The sequence below is a fragment of the Acaryochloris thomasi RCC1774 genome, from assembly GCF_003231495.1.
Taxonomy (GTDB): domain Bacteria; phylum Cyanobacteriota; class Cyanobacteriia; order Thermosynechococcales; family Thermosynechococcaceae; genus RCC1774.
Genome location: NZ_PQWO01000044.1, coordinates 1 through 18283, shown reverse-complemented (window position 1 = coordinate 18283; position 18283 = coordinate 1). Strand labels below are relative to the sequence as shown.

The following is an 18283-nucleotide window of genomic DNA, read 5'->3' as shown; positions in this document are numbered from 1 at the left end:
TACGCCAACGCGTCTCAAGATTGGTGCGCAAGACACTGTCATTCTCCAAAAAGCTAGAGAATCATATCGGTGCTATTTGGTACTTTATTCACCATTACAATCAATCCTTACCTATTTAGGACTACCACCGTCTGCTCAAACGGAACTGTCCACTTAACTGTAGTGGGTCCCATTTATTGAGAATACAAGTTCTTTCCCAAGCCTGTGATACTTAATCTATCGTTGTCAAAAAGAGTCACTTTGTAACAAAGCCCTTTCAAGCCTATATCCTGAAGCTTTGAATGCTTCGTTTCCTGCAAGCCGACCGTTTGATTTTTTTGCAATGCTAAACCCTTCAGAAAGATACAGCTTGAGGGCTGGTTCATTGCCCTCAAGCACTTCGACGGAAAAACGATCGCCCGCATGTTCGATTGCGTAACGCAGTAATCCCCTGCCTATACCTCGCCGATAGACCAATGGATTGACATACAACCAAGTCAGTTCGTCCTGTGAAAAAGCAGCAAAACCTTCAACACAGCCTGAAGCTTCTGCGACGACGACACTTGAATCAAAGAGTCCCTCATTCTTGGCCGTTTGCTCCAAAGTGAGGAATGCTGCTTCTCCCACAGAAAGGCGAAGCTCGTCGAGGCGAGCAGCATCATGAATTTTACAAAGGCGCGGCCAGTCTGTAGGGATATATTTGCGAATTTCCATCAATGTCTCAACTATGGTTATAAACTTGAAGACCCTAATATATCCATCAATGCGTTGATAAAGCTCTTGCCAAAAATGCTCGATAGTAACCCGGACGATACAATCACAATTGTTGCAATCCCCACATTCAACGCATTCAACTCAACCGGAAAAAATGAGTCAAGAATAAGCATTGTCAAAGCCCCAACTGCAATACCGCCTAAAAAAAGATAGGCAGTTTTATAAGCAGAGCGCTGTCTAAGATCGCTATCTTCAGAAGCCATAGATAGATTCCTTTTCTCATGATTTTTTCTTGATGATGTTGTAGCCACTGACATAGGCTGTACCCTCAGGCAACGACATCCATATCCACTGGACGTCCTCATCCTCGGCTAACTCAACACTAATCACGCGATTTGCAGGTTCTTGGGCAGATGCGTCCAGTGCTGATTGAGGTGCGAATACGGTTCGCTTTTTATGATCTTTTTTCATGGTGCTTGAGGTAAAAATGATTGGGTCTAAATTTAAGCGTAAAAATATTTTTCATCCTCGGTTTCTGGAGATTTTTCTGGTACAGGAGGTGCAGGATCGCTGAGAGAAACTGCAACCGTGTATCCTAAAATCAGCATCCCCAATATCAACAGAATAAAGAGCTCAATTTTGATCGCAGCAATAACGAGATTGAGAAAGCCCTTACATGATTTATTGACCATCGTTTTAGTTTCCTGTCGCCTCTTGGTGTTGGCTTAATAACGATTCGTTTACATCTTGCTTGACTCTTGCTAGCTCAAACACTAAACAACGGGCTGTAGTTGATCTGGAAGGGGCTGCGCTTGAATCCAGGAATAAATCATCTCTGCAAATAACTGGGGGGCTTCTAGACTCCATCCATGCCCAACATTCGGAGCAATGTAGGCTTCGATATGAGGTGTCATTTTCACCAGCGCCTGCTGAGATTTGTGGATCAGGGCTTGCTCATTTTCCCCTGCGGTAATCAGGGTCGGGACCGCGATAGAGCTGATATTCTCTGGCACTTCAAAGTTCACGGCGTCTCCACTTGCTTTCAGAAAGGCTTGTCGAGACATCTGCCTGAAGCTGCGATGATATCCATCGAACTGCTCTGGGGGAATGTGCAGAGCATTTGCATTCAGGTGGGCCATCCAGCTTGACCGCATGAAAGGCATCATCAGATAACTCATCATCATCATTAGCTGCTTGTTGGGCATGGGGAGGATATGCACACCACTCAAGACAGCACGCTCAACAACTGATGGAGAGTCAGAGAGCAGTTGCAAGCTCACGTATGCACCTAAAGAAAGGCCCACAATATTTGCTTTCCCAGACTTGGCATGGACCTGAATCAAATTAGTCACTAACTGGGCTGTCTTTGCAAAAGACTGCCAAGGAATATGATTACTATTGCCGTGGCCGGGTAGATCAGGAACGATACAGTTGAAGTGACTCAACAGCTTGACTTGGTTCTGCCACATCCAACCACTGGTCCCGATGGCGTGCAAAAAGATGAGGGTAGGACCGTCTGGATTTCCAGATTTTTCAACGTAGAGAGGGGTATCTACCATTCTTCAGTTCTCCATGTTTAGTTTTGAGGCGGAGATGATGGAGATCAACACCTCATCCGGCTGATCCGAAAGGTCCAATAACGCTTGGTAGGAGTCTCCAATTAGCGAAAAGGCGATCGCAAAAGCGGGTTCCGTTTTGAAGCCTTGGCTTTTCAGTTGACGCATCTGCTGGCGCACTTTCTCGCTGCTGTAGTGCAGAAGACGGGCTTCCACGTCTAGATGCCGAACGGCGGCTTGAGACAGTGTGGGGCGTGGCTGACCGAAGAGTTCGATGGGGAAGTCTTGGTGGGTGAAGGTTGCGATCGCACTTTCCACACCACCCACACGTTTCCGCCGCAGCTCAAAGTTCTGGTAGTGGCTAAAGGTCTCAAATAGAAACTGAGCAAAGTCATCTACGTTGGCAGTACAGCAGACGATATCAAGATCGCTACCAGGAATGTCAATATCCAGCGGGATAGTGCCGACCAAAATCGGATCAAAGCGCTGGAGTAAAGAAGCCATCTGGAGTGAGTCCAGGGCAGAGTAGGCAGCTTGTTGAGTGGCTGTACCGTCAAGAAGATAGGTCAAATCTTTCCAGTCTTGCTGCCATGGAGGCGTCTTTTTGAGTTTCAGCATTTACTGCACTGTGTCGATATCTATGGTCAAGGTCTTGAGCTGAGCCTGAAGCTCAGGAGACATCTCTTCTTGGTAGCGTCCTCCCAAATGCTGGGCGAAGAAGCGCTCTAGTGCCGCCGTCATCGTCAATAGATTGATTTCTTTACGGAAGCCGTGACCTTCGTCTGGAGCAATTAGGTATTCCACAGGTCTGCCTAGCTCTCGCAGAGCCACCACAATTTGGTCTGATTCTGCCTGCTTAACGCGGGGATCGTTCGCGCCTTGAATCACCAGCAGCGGAGCCTGAATTTTATTAGCAGAGAACAAAGGAGATTGGGCCTTAAGGCGAGCCTGATCTTCAGGATTATTTGGATCCCCGACGCGCAAAGAAAACATGGCTTTGATCGGTGCCCAGTAGGGCGGGATTGAATTCAGCAGCGTCATCAGGTTCGATGGACCGACAACCGAAGCCCCGGCAGCATAGAGATCGGGCGTAAACGCTAATCCAGCCAGAGTCGCATACCCACCATAGGAAGTCCCTGAGATCCCAACTCGCTTGGGATCGGCAATGCCTTGGTCAATCAGATACTTCACTCCGTCCGTAATATCGTGCTGCATGATGCCGGTTCCCCATTCCCTATTTCCGGCATTGAGAAAGGCTTTCCCGTAGCCTGTAGACCCGCGAAAGTTAGGCTGTAAGACAGCATAGCCACGATTGGCAAAAAATTGAGCTGCGCCACTATAGCCCCAGAAATCTCGTCCCCAAGGTCCACCGTGGGGAAAGACAACCACAGGAAGATTTTTAGGGTCAACGCCTTTGGGCAACGTCAGATAAGCCGGAATCTCTTGACCATCACGAGATCGATAGCGAATTGGTTTGACAGCAGCTAGGTGTTCGTTCGGCAGGTCTGGCCGCACATCATAGAGTTTTTTCAACGTTTGGGCCTTGCGATCAAATAGGTACGTCGCACCTGGATTGATATCGCTTTGCACATCAATCAGAGCGAGGCGATCATCCCGCGTGACAGACCCAACAGAGAGTTCCAGATCAGGAAGCTGTTGACGGAGGTACTTTATATCAGCGGCTAGCGAGTTGTTTCTCGGATAAATTCGGCTGCGATCGCCCACGTAATAGGTCGCAATCAACTCATCCGTTACCTGTGAGAATAATGCACCGCCAAAATCCACCTGCTTTTCAGGATCAGACTCCACCGTTTGACTCTTCTGAGTCTCTACATTGAGCAGCTCCAGTTGAATCAGATCCACGTCTCGGTTCGTCTGTAAGTAGACGCGCTGACCATCAGGATGAAAGCGAATGGGGGCACAGGTCTCTTCAATCTTGCAGGTGTAAATCGGCGTGAGTTTACCCTCTTCGACCTTGAGAATTTCGTTGCCTCTCTCTAGGGTCTGTCGGTAGGCCAAGCGCACAGTCCCCTTTAAGTCAGTCATCCAAGTTGCGATGTTCTGCTCGTTTTTGAGAATCAGCGTCCGCTTGCCTGTTGTCAGATTTAGCCGATAAACATCATGCACCTGTGGGTTGCGGTCATTAAGGCCAATGATGATTTCATCAGGCGTCTGCTTTGGGACGGCATAAAGCTGGGCGGCAACGTTTTCAAAGGGCGTTAAGTCGCGCGCCTTGGTCTGATCACCCGCCGTCTCTGGTGAGACCGCGTAGAGACGAAAATTTTCATTCCCCCCTTTGTCCTGACCATAGAGAATGTAGCGGCCATCGGCGCTCCAGAAATAGACCATGATCGGGCTGTTGGCATCAGCTGTGATCGGACGAGCAGCCTCCATTGGTTCATTAATGCCCTTAACCCAAACATTGATAATTCCGTTCAATGGCTTTTGGAAGGCGAGAAATCGACCGTCTGGGGAGAGCTGGGCACCAGAAATATCTGGGTCAGAGAAGAACAGTTCTCGCTTGATTAGGGGCGGCTGGGTCGCAGCGCTAGAGGCTTCAGCAATGTGCACCAGGGGAACAAGCCCCATCAAGCTAGCCATGAGAATTAGACCTGTATATCGTTGAAGTTTTGGCATCATCAATACTCTAGAGGTGGGCCATAGTGTGAATTTAGCAAGCTACAGTCAGCCCCTCCCATATCGGGAAGTCACGCTGATGAATGACTTTTGTCATGGAAAGTTGTGGGCAAAGCCCCTAAAATCAAGAAGCAATCAAGTGAAAGAACGTGTTTACAATCACAACAGGCTGAGCAAACCTGTCAATCTAGCTAAAGCTTCATCAATGTCTGACTTGCGGTGTGCAGGGAGAAATCGACTCAAGGGATCGACTGAGCCGATATCTAACCAGCCTTCAGTAGAGCAGGCACTTCCCCTATCTATTTTGTGGTGACTAGGTCTGGGTGGGAGTTCATGATGACCTTCACTCAATACAAACGGAAGGCGTTGAATCTTTCGTAAAACTTAAGTCACAGGCTTTTGAGGAGAGAGGCTGTGGAGAGTCTCAGCTAGAGTCTCTATTTTTTAGATATCTGCAGTCTATTTTCTTGAGACGTTTCTGATTAAAGATTTGCCGACTATGCTTAACAACACAATGTTGGTCTGGGACTTGGAGCAAGCCAACAAAATTTCTCAACAGTTTTCGACCTCCCTTGATACTGAGAAAATTGCTCGCTTTGCAACCCAAGGCATCGTGGAACAGTTTGACTGCGCCTTTGCTCGGATCTGGCTGGTTGAACCCGATCGCAACAGGTTGAAGTTGGTGGCCTCCTCTGGGTTATATACCCGTATCGATGGTTCCTATAGCCGCATTCCGATGGGTGCATTCAAGATTGGCAGAATTGCCCAAAACCGTGTCTCTCTATTGAGCAACAACTTGGCAGATGAGTCTTGGGTTAGAGATCCAGACTGGGCGATCGCAAATAATCTCAAAGGCTTTGCGGGCTATCCGTTAGCCAATGCTGACCGAGTGATTGGGGTCTTGGCGGTCTTCAGCCATCGGCCTATGGAGGCAGAGTTTTTAAAGATATTGTCCAGCCTTTGTACAACGTTAACCGTGGCCTTAGACCTAGCCTCACTGCATCAACAAAAGGTGCAGACGTTAGATACCCAGCAGACCAAAAATACTCTTGTCGATTTTTCACTATCTGATAACCTCGCTTACATCATGGGTCAGACAACACTGACCGTTCTAGGAACTGAGAGGCGTCTAGAGCTGTCTCAGAGTCAAGTCTTTTTAAAAGCGGCTGAAATTCTGAAGGCGCTAGACTGCACCTACTGTCGTTTGACCTATGGGTCAGAGTCGATTGTTCTAGATGCAATCGCATCCGCTTCCATACCCGCTCAGGAGCAAGCAGAGTGGGAGCGGTCAACATTTGGTCATTTATCTTTAGTGGCATCATGTTTCGGTGGCGTCCTCAAAATTAATACAGAAAACAGCATTAAGGCGATTCAGTTTTCTTTAACATTTGCATCTTCGATCAGTCGTTCGGGACTCTCTCTGCGAATTCAATGCGCGTCTCCGCTGCTGCAAATGGGATTCACTCAGCTTGCCTATTCAGCGGGACTCATAGTTTGTAATCATGACGACCAGCGCATACCGCTACTCACCGATCAGGCATCTTTAGCGGAGAGTTGTGATAATGACCGCGTTCTTTGGGTTGACCACAGCGCCGCTGCGCCGCATCAGGCGAAAGCTCACGTTAGTCTCTCCATCACGCCAGATCAGCTACAGGAGGCTGTTGAGAACGTAACAAGAGGTGAGACCTGGGGACTCAGTGGTGATGCTTCGGGCAAGCAAACGCTTTCTAATCGAGAGCAGGAGGTGATTGCGCTTTTGGTGCAGGGATTTCGCGATCGCGACGTTGCTGAAAAACTCTACATCAGTGACAGTACGGTCAAGTTTCATATCAATAATATTGTCGCTAAACTTGAGGCAAAAACTCGTCTTCAGGCGCTTTATAATCTAATGCTGTCGAATGGAGTAAACATTTAAATAACATTAGTTTTTCCGTATTGAATCAATTAGTAGCGGGACTGTAATTCTGGAGGTACACAGACATAAATTCTGACGCTATCTCTCCATCTGAAAGCGGTGACTGAGTAGATAACCCTTTTTAGATGAGTGAATAATTCCGCCTTGCTCTAATTCGCCAAGTAATCTGCAGATGGTGACTCGGCTTGTTCCAATGGCTTCTGCAATATCTTGCTGTGTCAGGCGGTTGGGGATACGCCATCCTTCTTCAGATTTTGTCCCAAATTTATAAGCGAACCACGCTAAGAATTGCTTGAGGCGTTCGGGTATTGAGCCATAATTCATCCTTTGTAAGATTTGACTTTGATGGATGTGAGACCACATCACCTCATCTATCGCCAATCCATCATCTATGTGCAGTCGATGCGCTTGAACCTTACAAAGACATTCGATGAGATACGGTTCAACTCCGGCCAGCGGATGTCCAACAACATCGCCAACGCCCCATAGGCCAAGTGTTATAACAGCACCGCTTTCTTGTAAGGTCAGAGTTCGGACCATACCGACATCAATCTTCCATAGAAGAGTCTTAATCATGGGCAAACATTCTCGACGCTGGAACTGCCGAAGAATTGGGCTGGGTGAAATAGGTTTGTTCGAGTGGGCAATGTACATAGGTAAAAGATAGTTAAGGTCAAGAGTCACTGGGTATTCCTGACAGAATGTTCCGTGACTGTATGGGTCGCTGACTTGACATAAGTGGCATAGGTTTATGTCTCTGTCTGCGTCTATAACGATGGCGAATTAAACTGATGCGAGGTTGAGGTATCTATGCCCAAAGGCATAAAGTTCAACTGATATGGCTCACGGCTAATCGATTGGGCGTAAGCAGGCTGAAGATAGGAGCGATACATGTCATCGTCTTGAACATGAACCTGCATAAAAGCTAGACCGACTGCATTCAGGTAATCATCGAGAACAGAAGAATCTGAGGGAGTCTCTCCCGGTGCAACGCTTGCCATACTCATCGGTGAAGCGCCATGCCTTGCCCCTTCAACAACGCCTAAATATTTATGGTGGGTGGTCAGGGCCTGAAAAGAAGGAATATGTTCAGTCTCCAGCGGAGTTACAACGTCTTCGGTTCCTGTAGCCCAAAGAACGGGGATACTGATCTGCTGGAGACTGGGTCGCCCAAATACGCTAGCGTTGACGGGATTGATAATTAGAATTGCCTGCACACGAGGATCTCGGAACTGATAGGCTTTTCGCGGCAGTTCTAGAGCGCGACACTGCAGCAACAGGGAGGGATTGAGCAAAAAACTTTGAGTGCTGCAGTTCTGGGCAACCTGAGCAAAGTCAATTTCCGCGCCCGCAAGGGCTAGGGCCGTATAGCCACCAAAGGAATGTCCGAAGATGCCGACCTGTTGGAGATTGAGACGCCCCCTTGAATCGGTCTGGTTTTGTTTCTCTAGCTCGTTCAGTAGATGAGTAATATCCGAGGGACGATCAATGAAGGCATTAAAGTCGAATAGATGGGGCGATCTCCCCTGTAGTAGCGCCTTCGACTGCTCTTTGTCACTTCCAGGATGCTGTACCACCACCACTGCAAACCCGTGGGATGCCAAATGCTGAGCAAAGTGAAGATGACTGTCGCGGTTCCCGCCTAAGCCGTGGGACATCACGATTACAGAAGCGGGTACGTCATCGGTGCGATTAGGTCGATACAAATCTGCGGTGACCTGGCGTTGCGATCGCATCTCGTTTGAAAAATGTTGTGGAGTGTAAGTTGCAGTCACGGTTTCTTTCAATACCCCAAGTTTCCCCGCTAGACGAAGGTCAGTAAGGCGATCAGATTTGGACCAGGACGCTTCCGTCGTGGTCCGCGACGGCTGCATTTCTTGAACTAGAACGTGCGCTTGCTTCCGCATCACGTCTCGCTGCTCGAGGAGCCTAAAGACTTGCTTTAAGTCAACCCGAACATCGGCTTGTAGGTGATGCATTAGGCTGATCAGGGTCAAACCACCCGAGTCCTTGGCGGCCAAATTCAACGCTGTTTGCAACGTCATCGCGCCATTAGCTCCCGACTGCGTTTGGATAATTCGACCGACTTCAGTCAGCATCATTTGACCCATTGGCGCTTTGAGCACGTTCTCAAGCTCCAGCGCTTCTATGGGGAACGGAGTCTGTAGGAGGCGGCGTAAGTCTGCCTGTGCTCTGGTCGGGAGTAAGGCAATATAGCCTTTTAGCTCTTCTTCTACATGTCCAAGCTTTGCGTAAGTGTCTAGCGTCTCTACAGAGAAGGTGATGTCTAGGTCGTCGTACTTAAAGTGAATATGTTCGGCTGCTGTTGTTGGGAGAGAGAGGAAGAGGGTGGATGCGATCGCAACTCCCCCCATTCCCCATCGCATCCATTCTCCATTCCAATCTAAGGCGCGAGTCAAGATAGAGTCTAGAAACCATTGAGCAGATCGAGGCTGTACCATCTGATTTTCCATAGTAATTGAGGCTCATCAATCACTTTTAAAACAGTGAGATTTGAGCCGATTCTGATATGTGTGCGGAGAGTTCGGATAAGAGAAAAGACTAAATTTCTAGTTCAGAATCAACGTTCCCTTAGCCTATTTGTATAGGCAATATTTTCGTAACTCCATATTTAGTCAGGATTAGAAATTATTTTTTGAAAACAGTTAAGCGAATCCCATACTCCATATTGCGACAGATTTTCGAGAGAAAAAGAGATAGCCAGTATAAGCTCACCTATTGATTCTTCTAGGCAGTTGGGGGCTGCAGCCAAGCAGAATATTTTAGCGATTGGCTAAAACTATTAGTTCTGCTAGCCATCAACTCTGTTCCTATTGCTAGTTAACAAAAACGAAATCAGTGAAATACATTAATGAGACAGGCTCTTTGTTCTCATGGCCCTTACTGCGCATGGACTGGAGGGCTTACCGTTCAATATCAGGTCTCAATTAAGAGGAATTGAATTATGCTTCAAGAGCACCCAAATGTTGCGTTACTCAAGCAACTAGATCCTAAAGATCTCTCTAGAGATCCCAATCTTTTTGCACCAAACTTTGTCTGGCATTTCTTCAACCCTCACCTGCCAGAGGTCCAGGGCGACTATGTTGGTTTAGAAGGTCTCCAATACTTTTTTGAAACGCTCGAAGCCATTACACAGGGAACCTTTGAGGTTGAACCGATTTCCATCACACCTATTGGCGATGAGCTACTGGTGACGCACGTTCAGGATCGGATGACATTGGACGGCAGATTCGTTGCACTTGATGCCGTTGTCGTATGGCGAATTGTGGATGGCTGCATTGCTGAGGCTTGGGATATTCCGTCTGTGTATACAGAGCACCCACAGACCGCTACTAGAGCAGCAGCTTAAGGCCCCGTAATCACAAACATCCTTGGTTAAGTCAAGCCAAAACTATGATTGAAGCCTTGTCACAGGCAGTTGCAGAAGTTGCCCAGTATCAAAAGCATGCGTTCACTGATCCAAATGTCACGTTCCAAAGCAAAACTCATTCCTATGACCTTGTCTCAGAAGTAGATCGGCAATCACAGCGCAGGATTCTTGCTGCGATTGAACAGCACTTTCCGGCTGCGGGAATTGTGGCCGAGGAAGATGAGCAAGATAAACCCTCCCAAGACGGAACGTGGTTTGTGGTCGATCCCCTAGATGGAACGGCTAATTTCAAAGCAGGAATCCCTTTATGGGCTATTTCCATTGGCTTTGTGAGAGAAGGTGTCGTCGAAAGCGGGATGATTGCCTTGCCCTTCACCGGCGAGATCTTCTTCAGCCAAGAGGTTACCCCGCTGATCAAACCGCTCAACACGTTAACCGAAGCACAGTTCTACGGTATTGATAGCACTTTTGAAAACCTGCAGCTTCAAGGTCTCATTCTTAAGCGTCGTCAATTAGGGGCGGCGGTGCCTACGCTTTTATGGTGCTGTGACTCCCGCAATCGTCAGCGACCCCGACTCGACTTTGCTTTTATGGGCAAAGGGGCTTTTTGGGATGTCTGTGGTGCGATCGCATTTCTCAAACAAATGGGAGGGGCTTTGATCGATGAGACAGGCCAGGATTTCACTGAATGTTCAGACGTGTTTGCCATTCTAGGAGACCTTAAAAAACTCCGCACTTACAACTTCTGCTACATCGCCAGCGCGAGCAAGAAAATTGCTCACGAAGCCTACCAGCGTTATTTACGTCCCAGGAAGATAGTTTTATGACTCATATCGGCATCCTTTGTCCTACTCTGAATGGTCATCTCAATCCAATGATGGCGCTAGGGCATGAACTGAAGCGTCGAGGGCATCGCATAACGATAGTGGGTCTTCTCGATGGAAAATCCAAAGTTTTGGCTGCAGGATTAGAATTCCTGGCGATTGGTGAAGTCAAGTTCCCCTTTGGCTCCACTAGCCAATCTTTAGATAAGCTAGGACAGCTCAGTGGTATAGCTGCATTTCGATACTCCATTGAGCTGATGAAGCAAGCAACAGCAACCCTGCTGGAAGAAGCACCTGCTGCTCTTCAGAATATGGGTGTAGAAATTCTGCTGATTGATCAGGCCTTAGTTGGCGGTTCAAGCATTGCTCAGAGATTAGATCTGCCCTTTATCAGCGTTGCTTGCGCTCTAATGTTCAATCAAGATTCCAATGTGCCTCCTTTCTTTACCAGCTGGCGCTACTCCGCAACCTGGTGGGCACGGTTACGGAATCAAATAGGCTACCAATTACTTTCTATTCTTGCGCAACCCAGTACGAGGCAGATTGCTACATATCGACAGCAGTGGAACTTGCCATCTCTCAAGCATCAAAATGATTTCTATTCTCCACTCGCACAGATCTGCCAGCAACCAGCTGAATTTGAATATCCAAGACAATCCTTACCCGCTCACTTCTACTTTACGGGGCCTTACTCAGATCAGAACACCCGCGAACCTGTAGATTTTCCCTTTGATCAATTGACAGGACAACCGCTGATTTATGCCTCCCTTGGTACGCTACAGAACCGTTTGCTAGGCACGTTCGAGATCATTGCAGAAGCCTGTCAAGTCTTAAATGTGCAGTTGGTGATTGCGCTAGGCGGCGGAAGTACGCCAGAATCACTGCCGATTTTACCCGGCTCTCCTTTAGTCGTTGGCTATGCTCCCCAATTGGAACTGTTGCAAAGAGCCACCCTGACCATTACCCATGCAGGCATGAATACAGTTTTGGAATCTTTGAGTAACGGTGTGCCGATGGTGGCGATTCCGATTACCAACGATCAGCCGGGGGTCGCAGCCCGAATTGCCTGGACTGGGGCCGGAGAAGTCGTCACCTTAAAAGATTTGACTGTCTCCAGGCTGCGCAGCACCATCCGTCGAGTTTTGGTTATGAAATCTTACAGAAACAATGCTGTTAGGCTACAAAAGGCCATGCAAACAGCTGGCGGAGCCAATCAAGCCGCTGACGTGATCGAGCAGGTGATTGCAACGGAGCAGGCTGTCTCAGTTCAAATTCAGGCATCAGGAAGTTTTGCAATGTCTAACAGATAGAACATCAGCTTTTCACAGATAACGGCTTGCACCAACATTGTTGAGACCTATCACCACTTTCTCGATTGGTTGCATTTTGGTACGCATGAGGTGATCACTAAGCAGGATCCCGATGAGCAGGAGAGGCAGCTCAAGTATTTGGACCTGACGGCCAGTGCGGTGATTTTCCAGAATGCGATGGATATGTCTTTAATCATGCAGCAGCTTAGTGCAGAGGGAAATCCCATTGACCGTAAGACATTAGCAACGACGAGTCCTTCTCTGGTAGGGCAGCTGAAGCGCATTGGTGACTTCGTGGTGGACATAGAGACGATGCCGGTGCCGTTTGAACAAGCGATTCAGCTTCCTATTGATCTAGATTTTATCTAGATAGGACAAGGCTTTTGGGAAGAGTATAGTGTGATTTAAATGGCTTGAAGGCTTGAGAGCTTAGATCCCTAGAAGCTCTGCTATGTATAGGTCCTAGAACCATCTTATGCCTTTTTACACATTTCTCGGCATGCCCCAACTTCAGTGGGCAAGCGCACTTACACAAAACGAGATATTTCAACATGGGCCGAAATGAACAGAGGTTATCCTTCCTCTTTCGCTTAATTGGGATAGAAATACATGAATTCTGCTCAAGCCCATAAGCCACGGCTGATACCCCTATTGCTCTGCCAACGAAAGATATTATTGAAGCCGTATGAATATAATTTTCGGACAAAAAACGTTGCAAAACTTTGCTGCGTAAAGCGTCATAGAAGTGCTGAAAAGTATTATATATAGAGGTAATAGATCCAAGAAAATCTGATTAATGAAAGAGTATTTTTTCTTTGCCAAAGGCTGAAAAAGTTCCCATATTTTCTATCAGAGTGATGCTTGATTTTATTTAATACCTCTAAGATACCAACAGATAACGTAGGGAACGTTTAAGGATTTTGATCATGGCAAATGCACTTCACTTTCCGGTTCAGAGTCAGCAGCCAGAACAGCACCAAGCCAATATGGAAGAGACGTTAGCTCATCGCACCGATGTCGCTCAGGTTCATCAAGATCGGCAGTTGTTGACGTTACTACAGCAAGAAAAGGAGCAGCTTGAGAGAAGTAAACAATCAGTCTCAAGTCACTTAAGCCTATGGCAACGGCTAACAGAAACTATCATCAAACGAAATCAGATCAGTCTCGAAGAAATCCAGGGGCCTTCAGGAAAAGTAGCCTGGCATGCTTACGATCCTCGTACCGGCCAATCATGGTATGCCGAAACATCAGCAGAAATGGTGACGCTGTTAGAAGCGCATCGCTTGATTCGCTAATCAGCTCCGCTGTCGCCCCATAATGCTATTCCGCCCAGAATACCGGCTTCGTTGGATACCATGGTCACGTTCGGAGGCAGGTCAATATTGATGCGTTTTGCTTCCCCACCCCCAATGTAGAGTTGATCATAGCTAAACAGTCGTTCTAAATTAGCGATTGCTTTGGCTAAATTTCGATTCCAGGTCTTATTACCTTTCTTTTTGAGAGCTTTACGACCCAACTGCTGCTCATAGGTCTTCTGCTTTTGAAAGGGGTGGTGGGCCATTTCAAGGTTGGGGACCAAGTGGCCGTTGACGAACAAAGCAGAGCCAAAGCCAGTTCCCAGCGTTAATACTAATTCAACGCCTTTACCTGAGATTGCGCCATAGCCCTGAATATCGGCATCATTAGCGACACGTACAGGTTTTCCTAATCGCTTTGAAAGGGCTGTGGCGAGGTCAAAGCCAAGCCATTCGGCGGTGAGGTTAACGGCAGTTTTAGTGACGCCGTGTTGGACCACTCCCGGAAAACCGACAGAAACCTGTTCAAAGGCGCCTTGTTCTGTAGCTAATTGAGCGATCACATCCAGGACAGCGTCGGGGGTTGGGGGGTGAGGGGTCTTGATGCGATTACGTTCGGTAATGGGTTTACCGGTCTCATTCAACACCATTGCTTTAATACCACTGCCCCCAATGTCCACGGATAAAACCTGCAGGGGTTGCGTCTCAGCATCTGTCATCTATGGTGTCACTCCAGCTATATGTTTTATGCCCATAGCCAAGAGTCTATGGGAAAAAGCTATCAATAGTTTACCGCTTGGTTGACGGCCAAAAGCTACACACCACTGCTACAGTCTACTTGCTTAGAGCTCTAGTTCTTGTGGTGTGGAGCAGTAGGCAGACTTCAAGGGTCAGCAGCGAGAGGCAACCTATCTTGCATTGGCCGTTGGGGGCACTGTACCCTAGCTCTCCAGTGATGATGCTAAAGAGGTCGAAGATGAAACGGTTCAAACAACAAGTCATTTTGTGGGGGAGTATTGTTTCATTGCTGGCCGCCTGTGCTAGCCAAGAGCCAACGCCGAAGCCTGCAGGTGAGGTCGATGGAGTCGATGCTGCTCCTTTAGCGATTGGAGCCATTCCCGATCAGGATCCTGAAAAAATTCAGCGCCTTTCAGAAAAACTCACGGCCTATCTAGAGTCAGAGCTGAACGTCCCCGTTCAGTATCAGCCAGTGACCGACTATGCCGCTGCTGTGACGGCCTTCAAAGTAGGTGATTTAGATCTAGTCTGGTTTGGAGGACTGACGGGCGTGCAGGCTCGCCTTCAGGTGACAGGCGCCCAAGCCATTGCCCAGCGCGATATTGATGAACAGTTCACCAGCGTTTTCATTACCAATGCCAATAGCGGTGTTCAGCCTTTTGAAGAGGTAAGCGGCCTCACGGCACTCAAGGGTCACACCCTGACCTTTGGCAGCGAGTCTTCAACTTCGGGACGGCTGATGCCTCAGTACTTCATGCAGCAGGCGGGGGTCGCGCTGGAAGAAGTAAAGGGCGAGGTAGGATTTTCGGGGAACCATGATGCGACGATTAAGCTGGTTGAGGCGGGTACGTTTGAAGTGGGTGCTCTAAACTCACAGGTCTGGGACAGCCGCTTGACAGAGGGGAGTGTGGATGAGGCTAAGGTCCAGGTGATCTGGCGAACGCCGCCCTACTATGACTACCACTGGGTTGCAAGCCCAGCCGTTGAAGAACGCTATGGAACTGGATTCACTAAAAAGCTGCAAGGAGCGTTAACTCGCCTTGATACCAGCGTTCCTGAAGAAAAAGAGATTTTAGATTTGTTTGGGGCGGTCAAGTTTATTCCGACTGAGAATCAGAACTATGCCCAGATCGAGAAGATTGGTCGCCAGATCGGCAAGATTAAGTAATGGGTGAGCCTGTCTTTGAGCTGGCTCAGGTCTCCCGGCAGTTTGGGGATGTGATGGCCCTCAGCGATTTGAGTCTCTCCATTGGTCTGGGGGAGCGGGTCGCATTGATTGGCCCCAGCGGTGCCGGTAAAAGTACTCTCCTCAATCTTTTGAATGGGAGCCTAGTACCTTCGACAGGGCAGGTGACGGTTTTAGGCCGTGATTTGAGTCAGCTTAGCCCTCGAAGACGGCGGCGAATCCAGCGACAGGTGGGCACGGTTTATCAGCAACATCATCTGGTCACGAATCTATCGGTGATTCACAATGTCAATGCGGGGCAGTTGGGGCACTGGTCGTTGGGGAAGGCGGCTTGGTCTCTGCTGTGGCCGCAGAGCAAAGAAACGGTGGTGCAAGCGTTAGAGCAGGTGGGCATTGCGGATAAGCTCTATGCCCGCGCCGATCGCCTTTCAGGGGGGGAACAGCAACGGGTGGCGCTGGCTCGGGTGCTGGTGCAGCAGCCGGTGGCTATCTTGGCCGATGAGCCGATTGCGAGCTTAGATCCGGCACGGTCCCATGATTTGATGGCTTTACTCCGAAGCCTGACGAGGGAAGCTGGCAAGACACTGGTGGTGAGCCTCCATGATATTGAGTTTGCTTTTCAGTACTGCACGCGATTATTGGGCCTATGCCAGGGACAGCTACAGTTCGATCTGCCGCCGTCTCAGGTGACTGAGGGTATGATTGACAGGCTCTACCGGTTTACTTCGAGTAGATAAGCTCTTGGTCCTTGAGATTGGTTAATGTCTGCGTCTCCTCCCGTTGCTAAACTGCCTGCTCGTCCATCGCTCATGACGCGGAAGATGCTGTGGATGGCGATAGTGGTGGTTGCGATCGCATCCTCCCTATACATCGCTAGCCAGGGACAGTCAGCACTCATCAACTGGGGCGGCCTCGGCCAGCTCGGAGAATTTTGGCAGGCCAGCCTAACGCCGGACCTCAACCCTGAGTTTTTGGGCGTCATGGGTCGAGCGACGTTAGTGACCTTTGCCTACGCAGTTTGTGGCACCACCCTCAGCATTGGCCTCGGGTTTATAGGGGGCGTACTCACGTCAGCAACCTGGTGGCGAACGGTTCTGCCTCCGGCGGCAAAAGGGGGCTGGCTAGGACCGCTGATTTGGCGACTCATGCGATTGCTGTTGGCCTTTCCGAGGGCGATTCATGAGCTGATCTGGGGCTTGTTTTTTCTCAGTATTTTAGGACTCGATCCGGTGGTTGCGGTGGTTGCGATCGCAATTCCATTCAGCGCCATCGTGGCCAAAGTCTTCTCCGAGATTTTAGATACAACCCCCCGAGCCCCCCTCAACGCACTGCTTAATAGCGGAGCCTCACCCGCAGCCGCTTGGCTCTATGGATTGTTGCCCCAAGCCTTCCCCAACCTGCTGTCCTACGCCTCTTACCGCTTTGAATGCTCCCTGCGTTCCGCCGCCGTCTTGGGCGTCATCGGTGCTGGGGGGCTGGGCTATGAAATATTCCTGAGCCTGCAGTCTCTGCAGTACAGACAGCTCTGGACTGGCTTCTACGCCCTGATCATCCTCAACGGGACCGTCGATTTGTGGAGCGCCTGGATGCGGCAAACAATGGGCTTCACCAGCCGCTTAGATCTCCAGACCTGCAGGGAGATCAGCAACAGGCCCAACGACTTGGCCCTTCCCCATCGACCCAACGGGGCATTGTCCCTCTCTTGGGGGCTGATCACCTTAGCCATTCCCCTCTGCTTTTGGGGACTGGGGATCGGTTGGGAACGGCTATGGTCTCCTCGCACCCACAGGCTTTTGCAAGAAATCCTCACAGATGCAGCCCCTGCATGGCCGAGTTTTTATAGCCTTCAGAACTTACTTCACCTGTCGAGTCTGACTCTATCGATGTCAATTTTGGCCGCTGCTCTTGCCGGAGCTGGTGGCATTCTCCTGTCATTCCCGGCGGCGCGAACCTTTTTACTACCGGGGGGATGGCTGTACCCCCAAGGAGAGACAACGCGATCTCTCGGAGCCACAAGCCTATTTCTATGCAGCCGCTTACTACTACTGGTCAGTCGGGCCATTCCCGCACCAATTTGGGCCTTAGTCTTTTTGTTTGTACTATTCCCTGGTGTGTGGCCGGGGGTGCTGGCGTTGGCCGTTCACAACCTCGGCATTTTGGGGCGCTTGATGGCGGAGGTGAATGAAAATCTTGATGATCGACCGGTACGAGCGCTGCAGACACTCGGCGCTTCCCCAGAACAAATTGTTCTCTACGGTGTCTTACCGCAGAATCTTGGACGCTTTGTGGCCTATATCTTTTACCGCTGGGAAGTCTGCATTCGAGAAACCGTCATTGTCGGATTAGTGGGAGCCGGGGGATTGGGGCGTTTAATGACTGAACAGCTCAGCAGTTTTGACTATTCAGGTTTGACCCTTACCTTAGGATGCTTTGTATTGTTGACGTTTTTAGTCGATGGGATTAGTCAGCAGATGCGGTCGACATAGAGGAATGCTGAAAGAGGTCGAGAATGTTACTGCGTTTGCGTTCTCGACCCAAACAGGCGATATAAACCCCGAAATACTTTTCTAAAAAGAGCCTCAGCTATACTTTCCACACCATGACAAATCTCTGGTAGTCCTAAATAGGTAAGGATTGATTGTAATGGTGAATAAAGTACCAAATAGCACCGATATGATTCTCTAGCTTTTTGGAGAATGACAGTGTCTTGCGCACCAATCTTGAGACGCGTTGGCGTA

Annotated in this window: 19 protein-coding genes and 2 pseudogenes; 10 read left to right on the top strand and 11 right to left on the bottom strand. The window is 49.0% G+C overall.

The annotated features are described in order from the left end of the window. Positions 1 to 119: pseudogene (locus C1752_RS27065) on the top strand (IS1 family transposase); the annotation flags it as partial. A gap of 106 nt (positions 120 to 225) precedes the next feature. On the opposite strand, the gene C1752_RS27060 reads toward C1752_RS27065, so the two are convergent. From C1752_RS27060 to C1752_RS27030, 7 genes are all read right to left on the bottom strand, one after another. After that, on the bottom strand, positions 226 to 693 hold the full coding sequence (locus tag C1752_RS27060; RefSeq protein ID WP_233501913.1) for a GNAT family N-acetyltransferase: 468 nt from the start codon (positions 691 to 693) through the stop codon (positions 226 to 228). Positions 694 to 710: 17 nt separating this feature from the next. Continuing rightward, positions 711 to 956: a hypothetical protein gene (locus tag C1752_RS27055; protein ID WP_110989149.1), complete on the bottom strand. Its 246-nt coding sequence runs from the start codon at positions 954 to 956 to the stop codon at positions 711 to 713. Positions 957 to 972: 16 nt separating this feature from the next. Next, the gene (locus C1752_RS27050) at positions 973 to 1164 is read right to left on the bottom strand and encodes a hypothetical protein (RefSeq protein ID WP_110989148.1); all 192 of its coding nucleotides are present in this window, start codon (positions 1162 to 1164) and stop codon (positions 973 to 975) included. Positions 1165 to 1196: 32 nt separating this feature from the next. After that, the gene (locus C1752_RS28770) at positions 1197 to 1385 is read right to left on the bottom strand and encodes a hypothetical protein (RefSeq protein ID WP_110989147.1); all 189 of its coding nucleotides are present in this window, start codon (positions 1383 to 1385) and stop codon (positions 1197 to 1199) included. An 81-nt stretch (positions 1386 to 1466) separates the two neighbouring features. Beyond that, a complete protein-coding gene (locus tag C1752_RS27040; protein WP_110989146.1) occupies positions 1467 to 2252 on the bottom strand; it encodes an alpha/beta fold hydrolase in 786 nt (261 codons plus the stop codon). A 3-nt stretch (positions 2253 to 2255) separates the two neighbouring features. Further along, positions 2256 to 2867, bottom strand: coding sequence for a DUF4269 domain-containing protein (locus C1752_RS27035; RefSeq protein ID WP_110989145.1), 612 nt, complete (start codon positions 2865 to 2867; stop codon positions 2256 to 2258). Then, complete coding sequence (locus C1752_RS27030; RefSeq protein WP_110989144.1) at positions 2868 to 4886, bottom strand: S9 family peptidase; 2019 nt, start codon at positions 4884 to 4886, stop codon at positions 2868 to 2870. 499 nt (positions 4887 to 5385) lie between these two features. Here C1752_RS27030 and C1752_RS27025 point away from each other — a divergent pair, with 499 nt between their 5' ends. Further along, the gene (locus C1752_RS27025) at positions 5386 to 6801 is read left to right on the top strand and encodes a GAF domain-containing protein (RefSeq protein ID WP_110989143.1); all 1416 of its coding nucleotides are present in this window, start codon (positions 5386 to 5388) and stop codon (positions 6799 to 6801) included. Positions 6802 to 6879: 78 nt separating this feature from the next. On the opposite strand, the gene C1752_RS27020 is transcribed toward C1752_RS27025, so the two are convergent. Next, positions 6880 to 7377 carry a Crp/Fnr family transcriptional regulator gene (locus C1752_RS27020; RefSeq protein ID WP_233501912.1) on the bottom strand — a complete coding sequence of 166 codons (498 nt, stop codon included), beginning with the start codon at positions 7375 to 7377 and terminating at the stop codon, positions 6880 to 6882. A 191-nt stretch (positions 7378 to 7568) separates the two neighbouring features. Further along, the gene (locus C1752_RS27015) at positions 7569 to 9275 is read right to left on the bottom strand and encodes an alpha/beta hydrolase (protein WP_110989142.1); all 1707 of its coding nucleotides are present in this window, start codon (positions 9273 to 9275) and stop codon (positions 7569 to 7571) included. Positions 9276 to 9766: 491 nt separating this feature from the next. On the opposite strand from C1752_RS27015, the gene C1752_RS27010 reads away from it, so the two are divergent. From C1752_RS27010 to C1752_RS26990, 5 genes are all read left to right on the top strand, one after another. Continuing rightward, complete coding sequence (locus C1752_RS27010) at positions 9767 to 10171, top strand: nuclear transport factor 2 family protein (protein ID WP_110989141.1); 405 nt, start codon at positions 9767 to 9769, stop codon at positions 10169 to 10171. Between the two features lie 44 nt (positions 10172 to 10215). Then, a complete protein-coding gene (locus C1752_RS27005; protein ID WP_110989140.1) occupies positions 10216 to 11019 on the top strand; it encodes an inositol monophosphatase family protein in 804 nt (267 codons plus the stop codon). Further along, the gene (locus tag C1752_RS27000; RefSeq protein WP_110989139.1) at positions 11016 to 12326 is read left to right on the top strand and encodes a glycosyltransferase; all 1311 of its coding nucleotides are present in this window, start codon (positions 11016 to 11018) and stop codon (positions 12324 to 12326) included. Before C1752_RS27005 ends, C1752_RS27000 begins: the two co-directional genes overlap by 4 nt. A 3-nt stretch (positions 12327 to 12329) precedes the next feature. Continuing rightward, the gene (locus C1752_RS26995) at positions 12330 to 12695 is read left to right on the top strand and encodes a Tn3 family transposase (RefSeq protein WP_110989138.1); all 366 of its coding nucleotides are present in this window, start codon (positions 12330 to 12332) and stop codon (positions 12693 to 12695) included. A 557-nt stretch (positions 12696 to 13252) separates the two neighbouring features. Further along, a complete protein-coding gene (locus tag C1752_RS26990) occupies positions 13253 to 13621 on the top strand; it encodes a hypothetical protein (RefSeq protein WP_110989137.1) in 369 nt (122 codons plus the stop codon). Here the strand turns inward: C1752_RS26990 and C1752_RS26985 are convergent. Then, entirely contained in the window at positions 13618 to 14340 is a 723-nt protein-coding gene (locus C1752_RS26985) for an ROK family protein (RefSeq protein WP_110989136.1), read from the bottom strand. The genes C1752_RS26990 and C1752_RS26985 overlap by 4 nt on opposite strands. 257 nt (positions 14341 to 14597) lie before the next feature. Between C1752_RS26985 and C1752_RS26980 the strand changes: the two genes are divergently transcribed. Genes C1752_RS26980 through C1752_RS26970 form a run of 3 tightly spaced genes read left to right on the top strand, consistent with a single transcriptional unit; the run spans position 14598 to position 18031 of the window. After that, positions 14598 to 15527 carry a putative selenate ABC transporter substrate-binding protein gene (locus C1752_RS26980; RefSeq protein ID WP_110989135.1) on the top strand — a complete coding sequence of 310 codons (930 nt, stop codon included), beginning with the start codon at positions 14598 to 14600 and terminating at the stop codon, positions 15525 to 15527. Next, positions 15527 to 16282 (top strand): phosphonate ABC transporter ATP-binding protein, encoded by a 756-nt coding sequence (locus tag C1752_RS26975; RefSeq protein WP_110989134.1) that lies wholly within the window; start codon positions 15527 to 15529, stop codon positions 16280 to 16282. The genes C1752_RS26980 and C1752_RS26975 overlap by 1 nt, the downstream gene beginning before the upstream one ends. 24 nt (positions 16283 to 16306) lie before the next feature. Next, a complete protein-coding gene (locus C1752_RS26970) occupies positions 16307 to 18031 on the top strand; it encodes a PhnE/PtxC family ABC transporter permease (RefSeq protein ID WP_110989133.1) in 1725 nt (574 codons plus the stop codon). Positions 18032 to 18164: 133 nt separating this feature from the next. On the opposite strand, the pseudogene C1752_RS26965 reads toward C1752_RS26970, so the two are convergent. Beyond that, a pseudogene (locus tag C1752_RS26965) lies at positions 18165 to 18283 on the bottom strand (IS1 family transposase); the annotation flags it as partial.

What these genes read in the sequence shown, in the direction of transcription:
- C1752_RS26970 (WP_110989133.1), top strand. Translation starts at nt 16,307, where the DNA reads ATGTCTGCGTCTCCTCCCGTTGCTAAACTGCCTGCTCGTCCATCGCTC.
- C1752_RS27010 (WP_110989141.1), top strand. Translation starts at nt 9,767, where the DNA reads ATGCTTCAAGAGCACCCAAATGTTGCGTTACTCAAGCAACTAGATCCT.
- C1752_RS27050 (WP_110989148.1), bottom strand. Translation starts at nt 1,164, where the DNA reads ATGAAAAAAGATCATAAAAAGCGAACCGTATTCGCACCTCAATCAGCA.
- C1752_RS27020 (WP_233501912.1), bottom strand. Translation starts at nt 7,377, where the DNA reads ATGATTAAGACTCTTCTATGGAAGATTGATGTCGGTATGGTCCGAACT.
- C1752_RS27015 (WP_110989142.1), bottom strand. Translation starts at nt 9,275, where the DNA reads ATGGAAAATCAGATGGTACAGCCTCGATCTGCTCAATGGTTTCTAGAC.
- C1752_RS27005 (WP_110989140.1), top strand. Translation starts at nt 10,216, where the DNA reads ATGATTGAAGCCTTGTCACAGGCAGTTGCAGAAGTTGCCCAGTATCAA.
- C1752_RS27000 (WP_110989139.1), top strand. Translation starts at nt 11,016, where the DNA reads ATGACTCATATCGGCATCCTTTGTCCTACTCTGAATGGTCATCTCAAT.
- C1752_RS27040 (WP_110989146.1), bottom strand. Translation starts at nt 2,252, where the DNA reads ATGGTAGATACCCCTCTCTACGTTGAAAAATCTGGAAATCCAGACGGT.
- C1752_RS27030 (WP_110989144.1), bottom strand. Translation starts at nt 4,886, where the DNA reads ATGCCAAAACTTCAACGATATACAGGTCTAATTCTCATGGCTAGCTTG.
- C1752_RS27060 (WP_233501913.1), bottom strand. Translation starts at nt 693, where the DNA reads ATGGAAATTCGCAAATATATCCCTACAGACTGGCCGCGCCTTTGTAAA.
- C1752_RS26990 (WP_110989137.1), top strand. Translation starts at nt 13,253, where the DNA reads ATGGCAAATGCACTTCACTTTCCGGTTCAGAGTCAGCAGCCAGAACAG.
- C1752_RS26980 (WP_110989135.1), top strand. Translation starts at nt 14,598, where the DNA reads ATGAAACGGTTCAAACAACAAGTCATTTTGTGGGGGAGTATTGTTTCA.
- C1752_RS28770 (WP_110989147.1), bottom strand. Translation starts at nt 1,385, where the DNA reads ATGGTCAATAAATCATGTAAGGGCTTTCTCAATCTCGTTATTGCTGCG.
- C1752_RS27055 (WP_110989149.1), bottom strand. Translation starts at nt 956, where the DNA reads ATGGCTTCTGAAGATAGCGATCTTAGACAGCGCTCTGCTTATAAAACT.
- C1752_RS26975 (WP_110989134.1), top strand. Translation starts at nt 15,527, where the DNA reads ATGGGTGAGCCTGTCTTTGAGCTGGCTCAGGTCTCCCGGCAGTTTGGG.
- C1752_RS27035 (WP_110989145.1), bottom strand. Translation starts at nt 2,867, where the DNA reads ATGCTGAAACTCAAAAAGACGCCTCCATGGCAGCAAGACTGGAAAGAT.
- C1752_RS26985 (WP_110989136.1), bottom strand. Translation starts at nt 14,340, where the DNA reads ATGACAGATGCTGAGACGCAACCCCTGCAGGTTTTATCCGTGGACATT.
- C1752_RS27025 (WP_110989143.1), top strand. Translation starts at nt 5,386, where the DNA reads ATGCTTAACAACACAATGTTGGTCTGGGACTTGGAGCAAGCCAACAAA.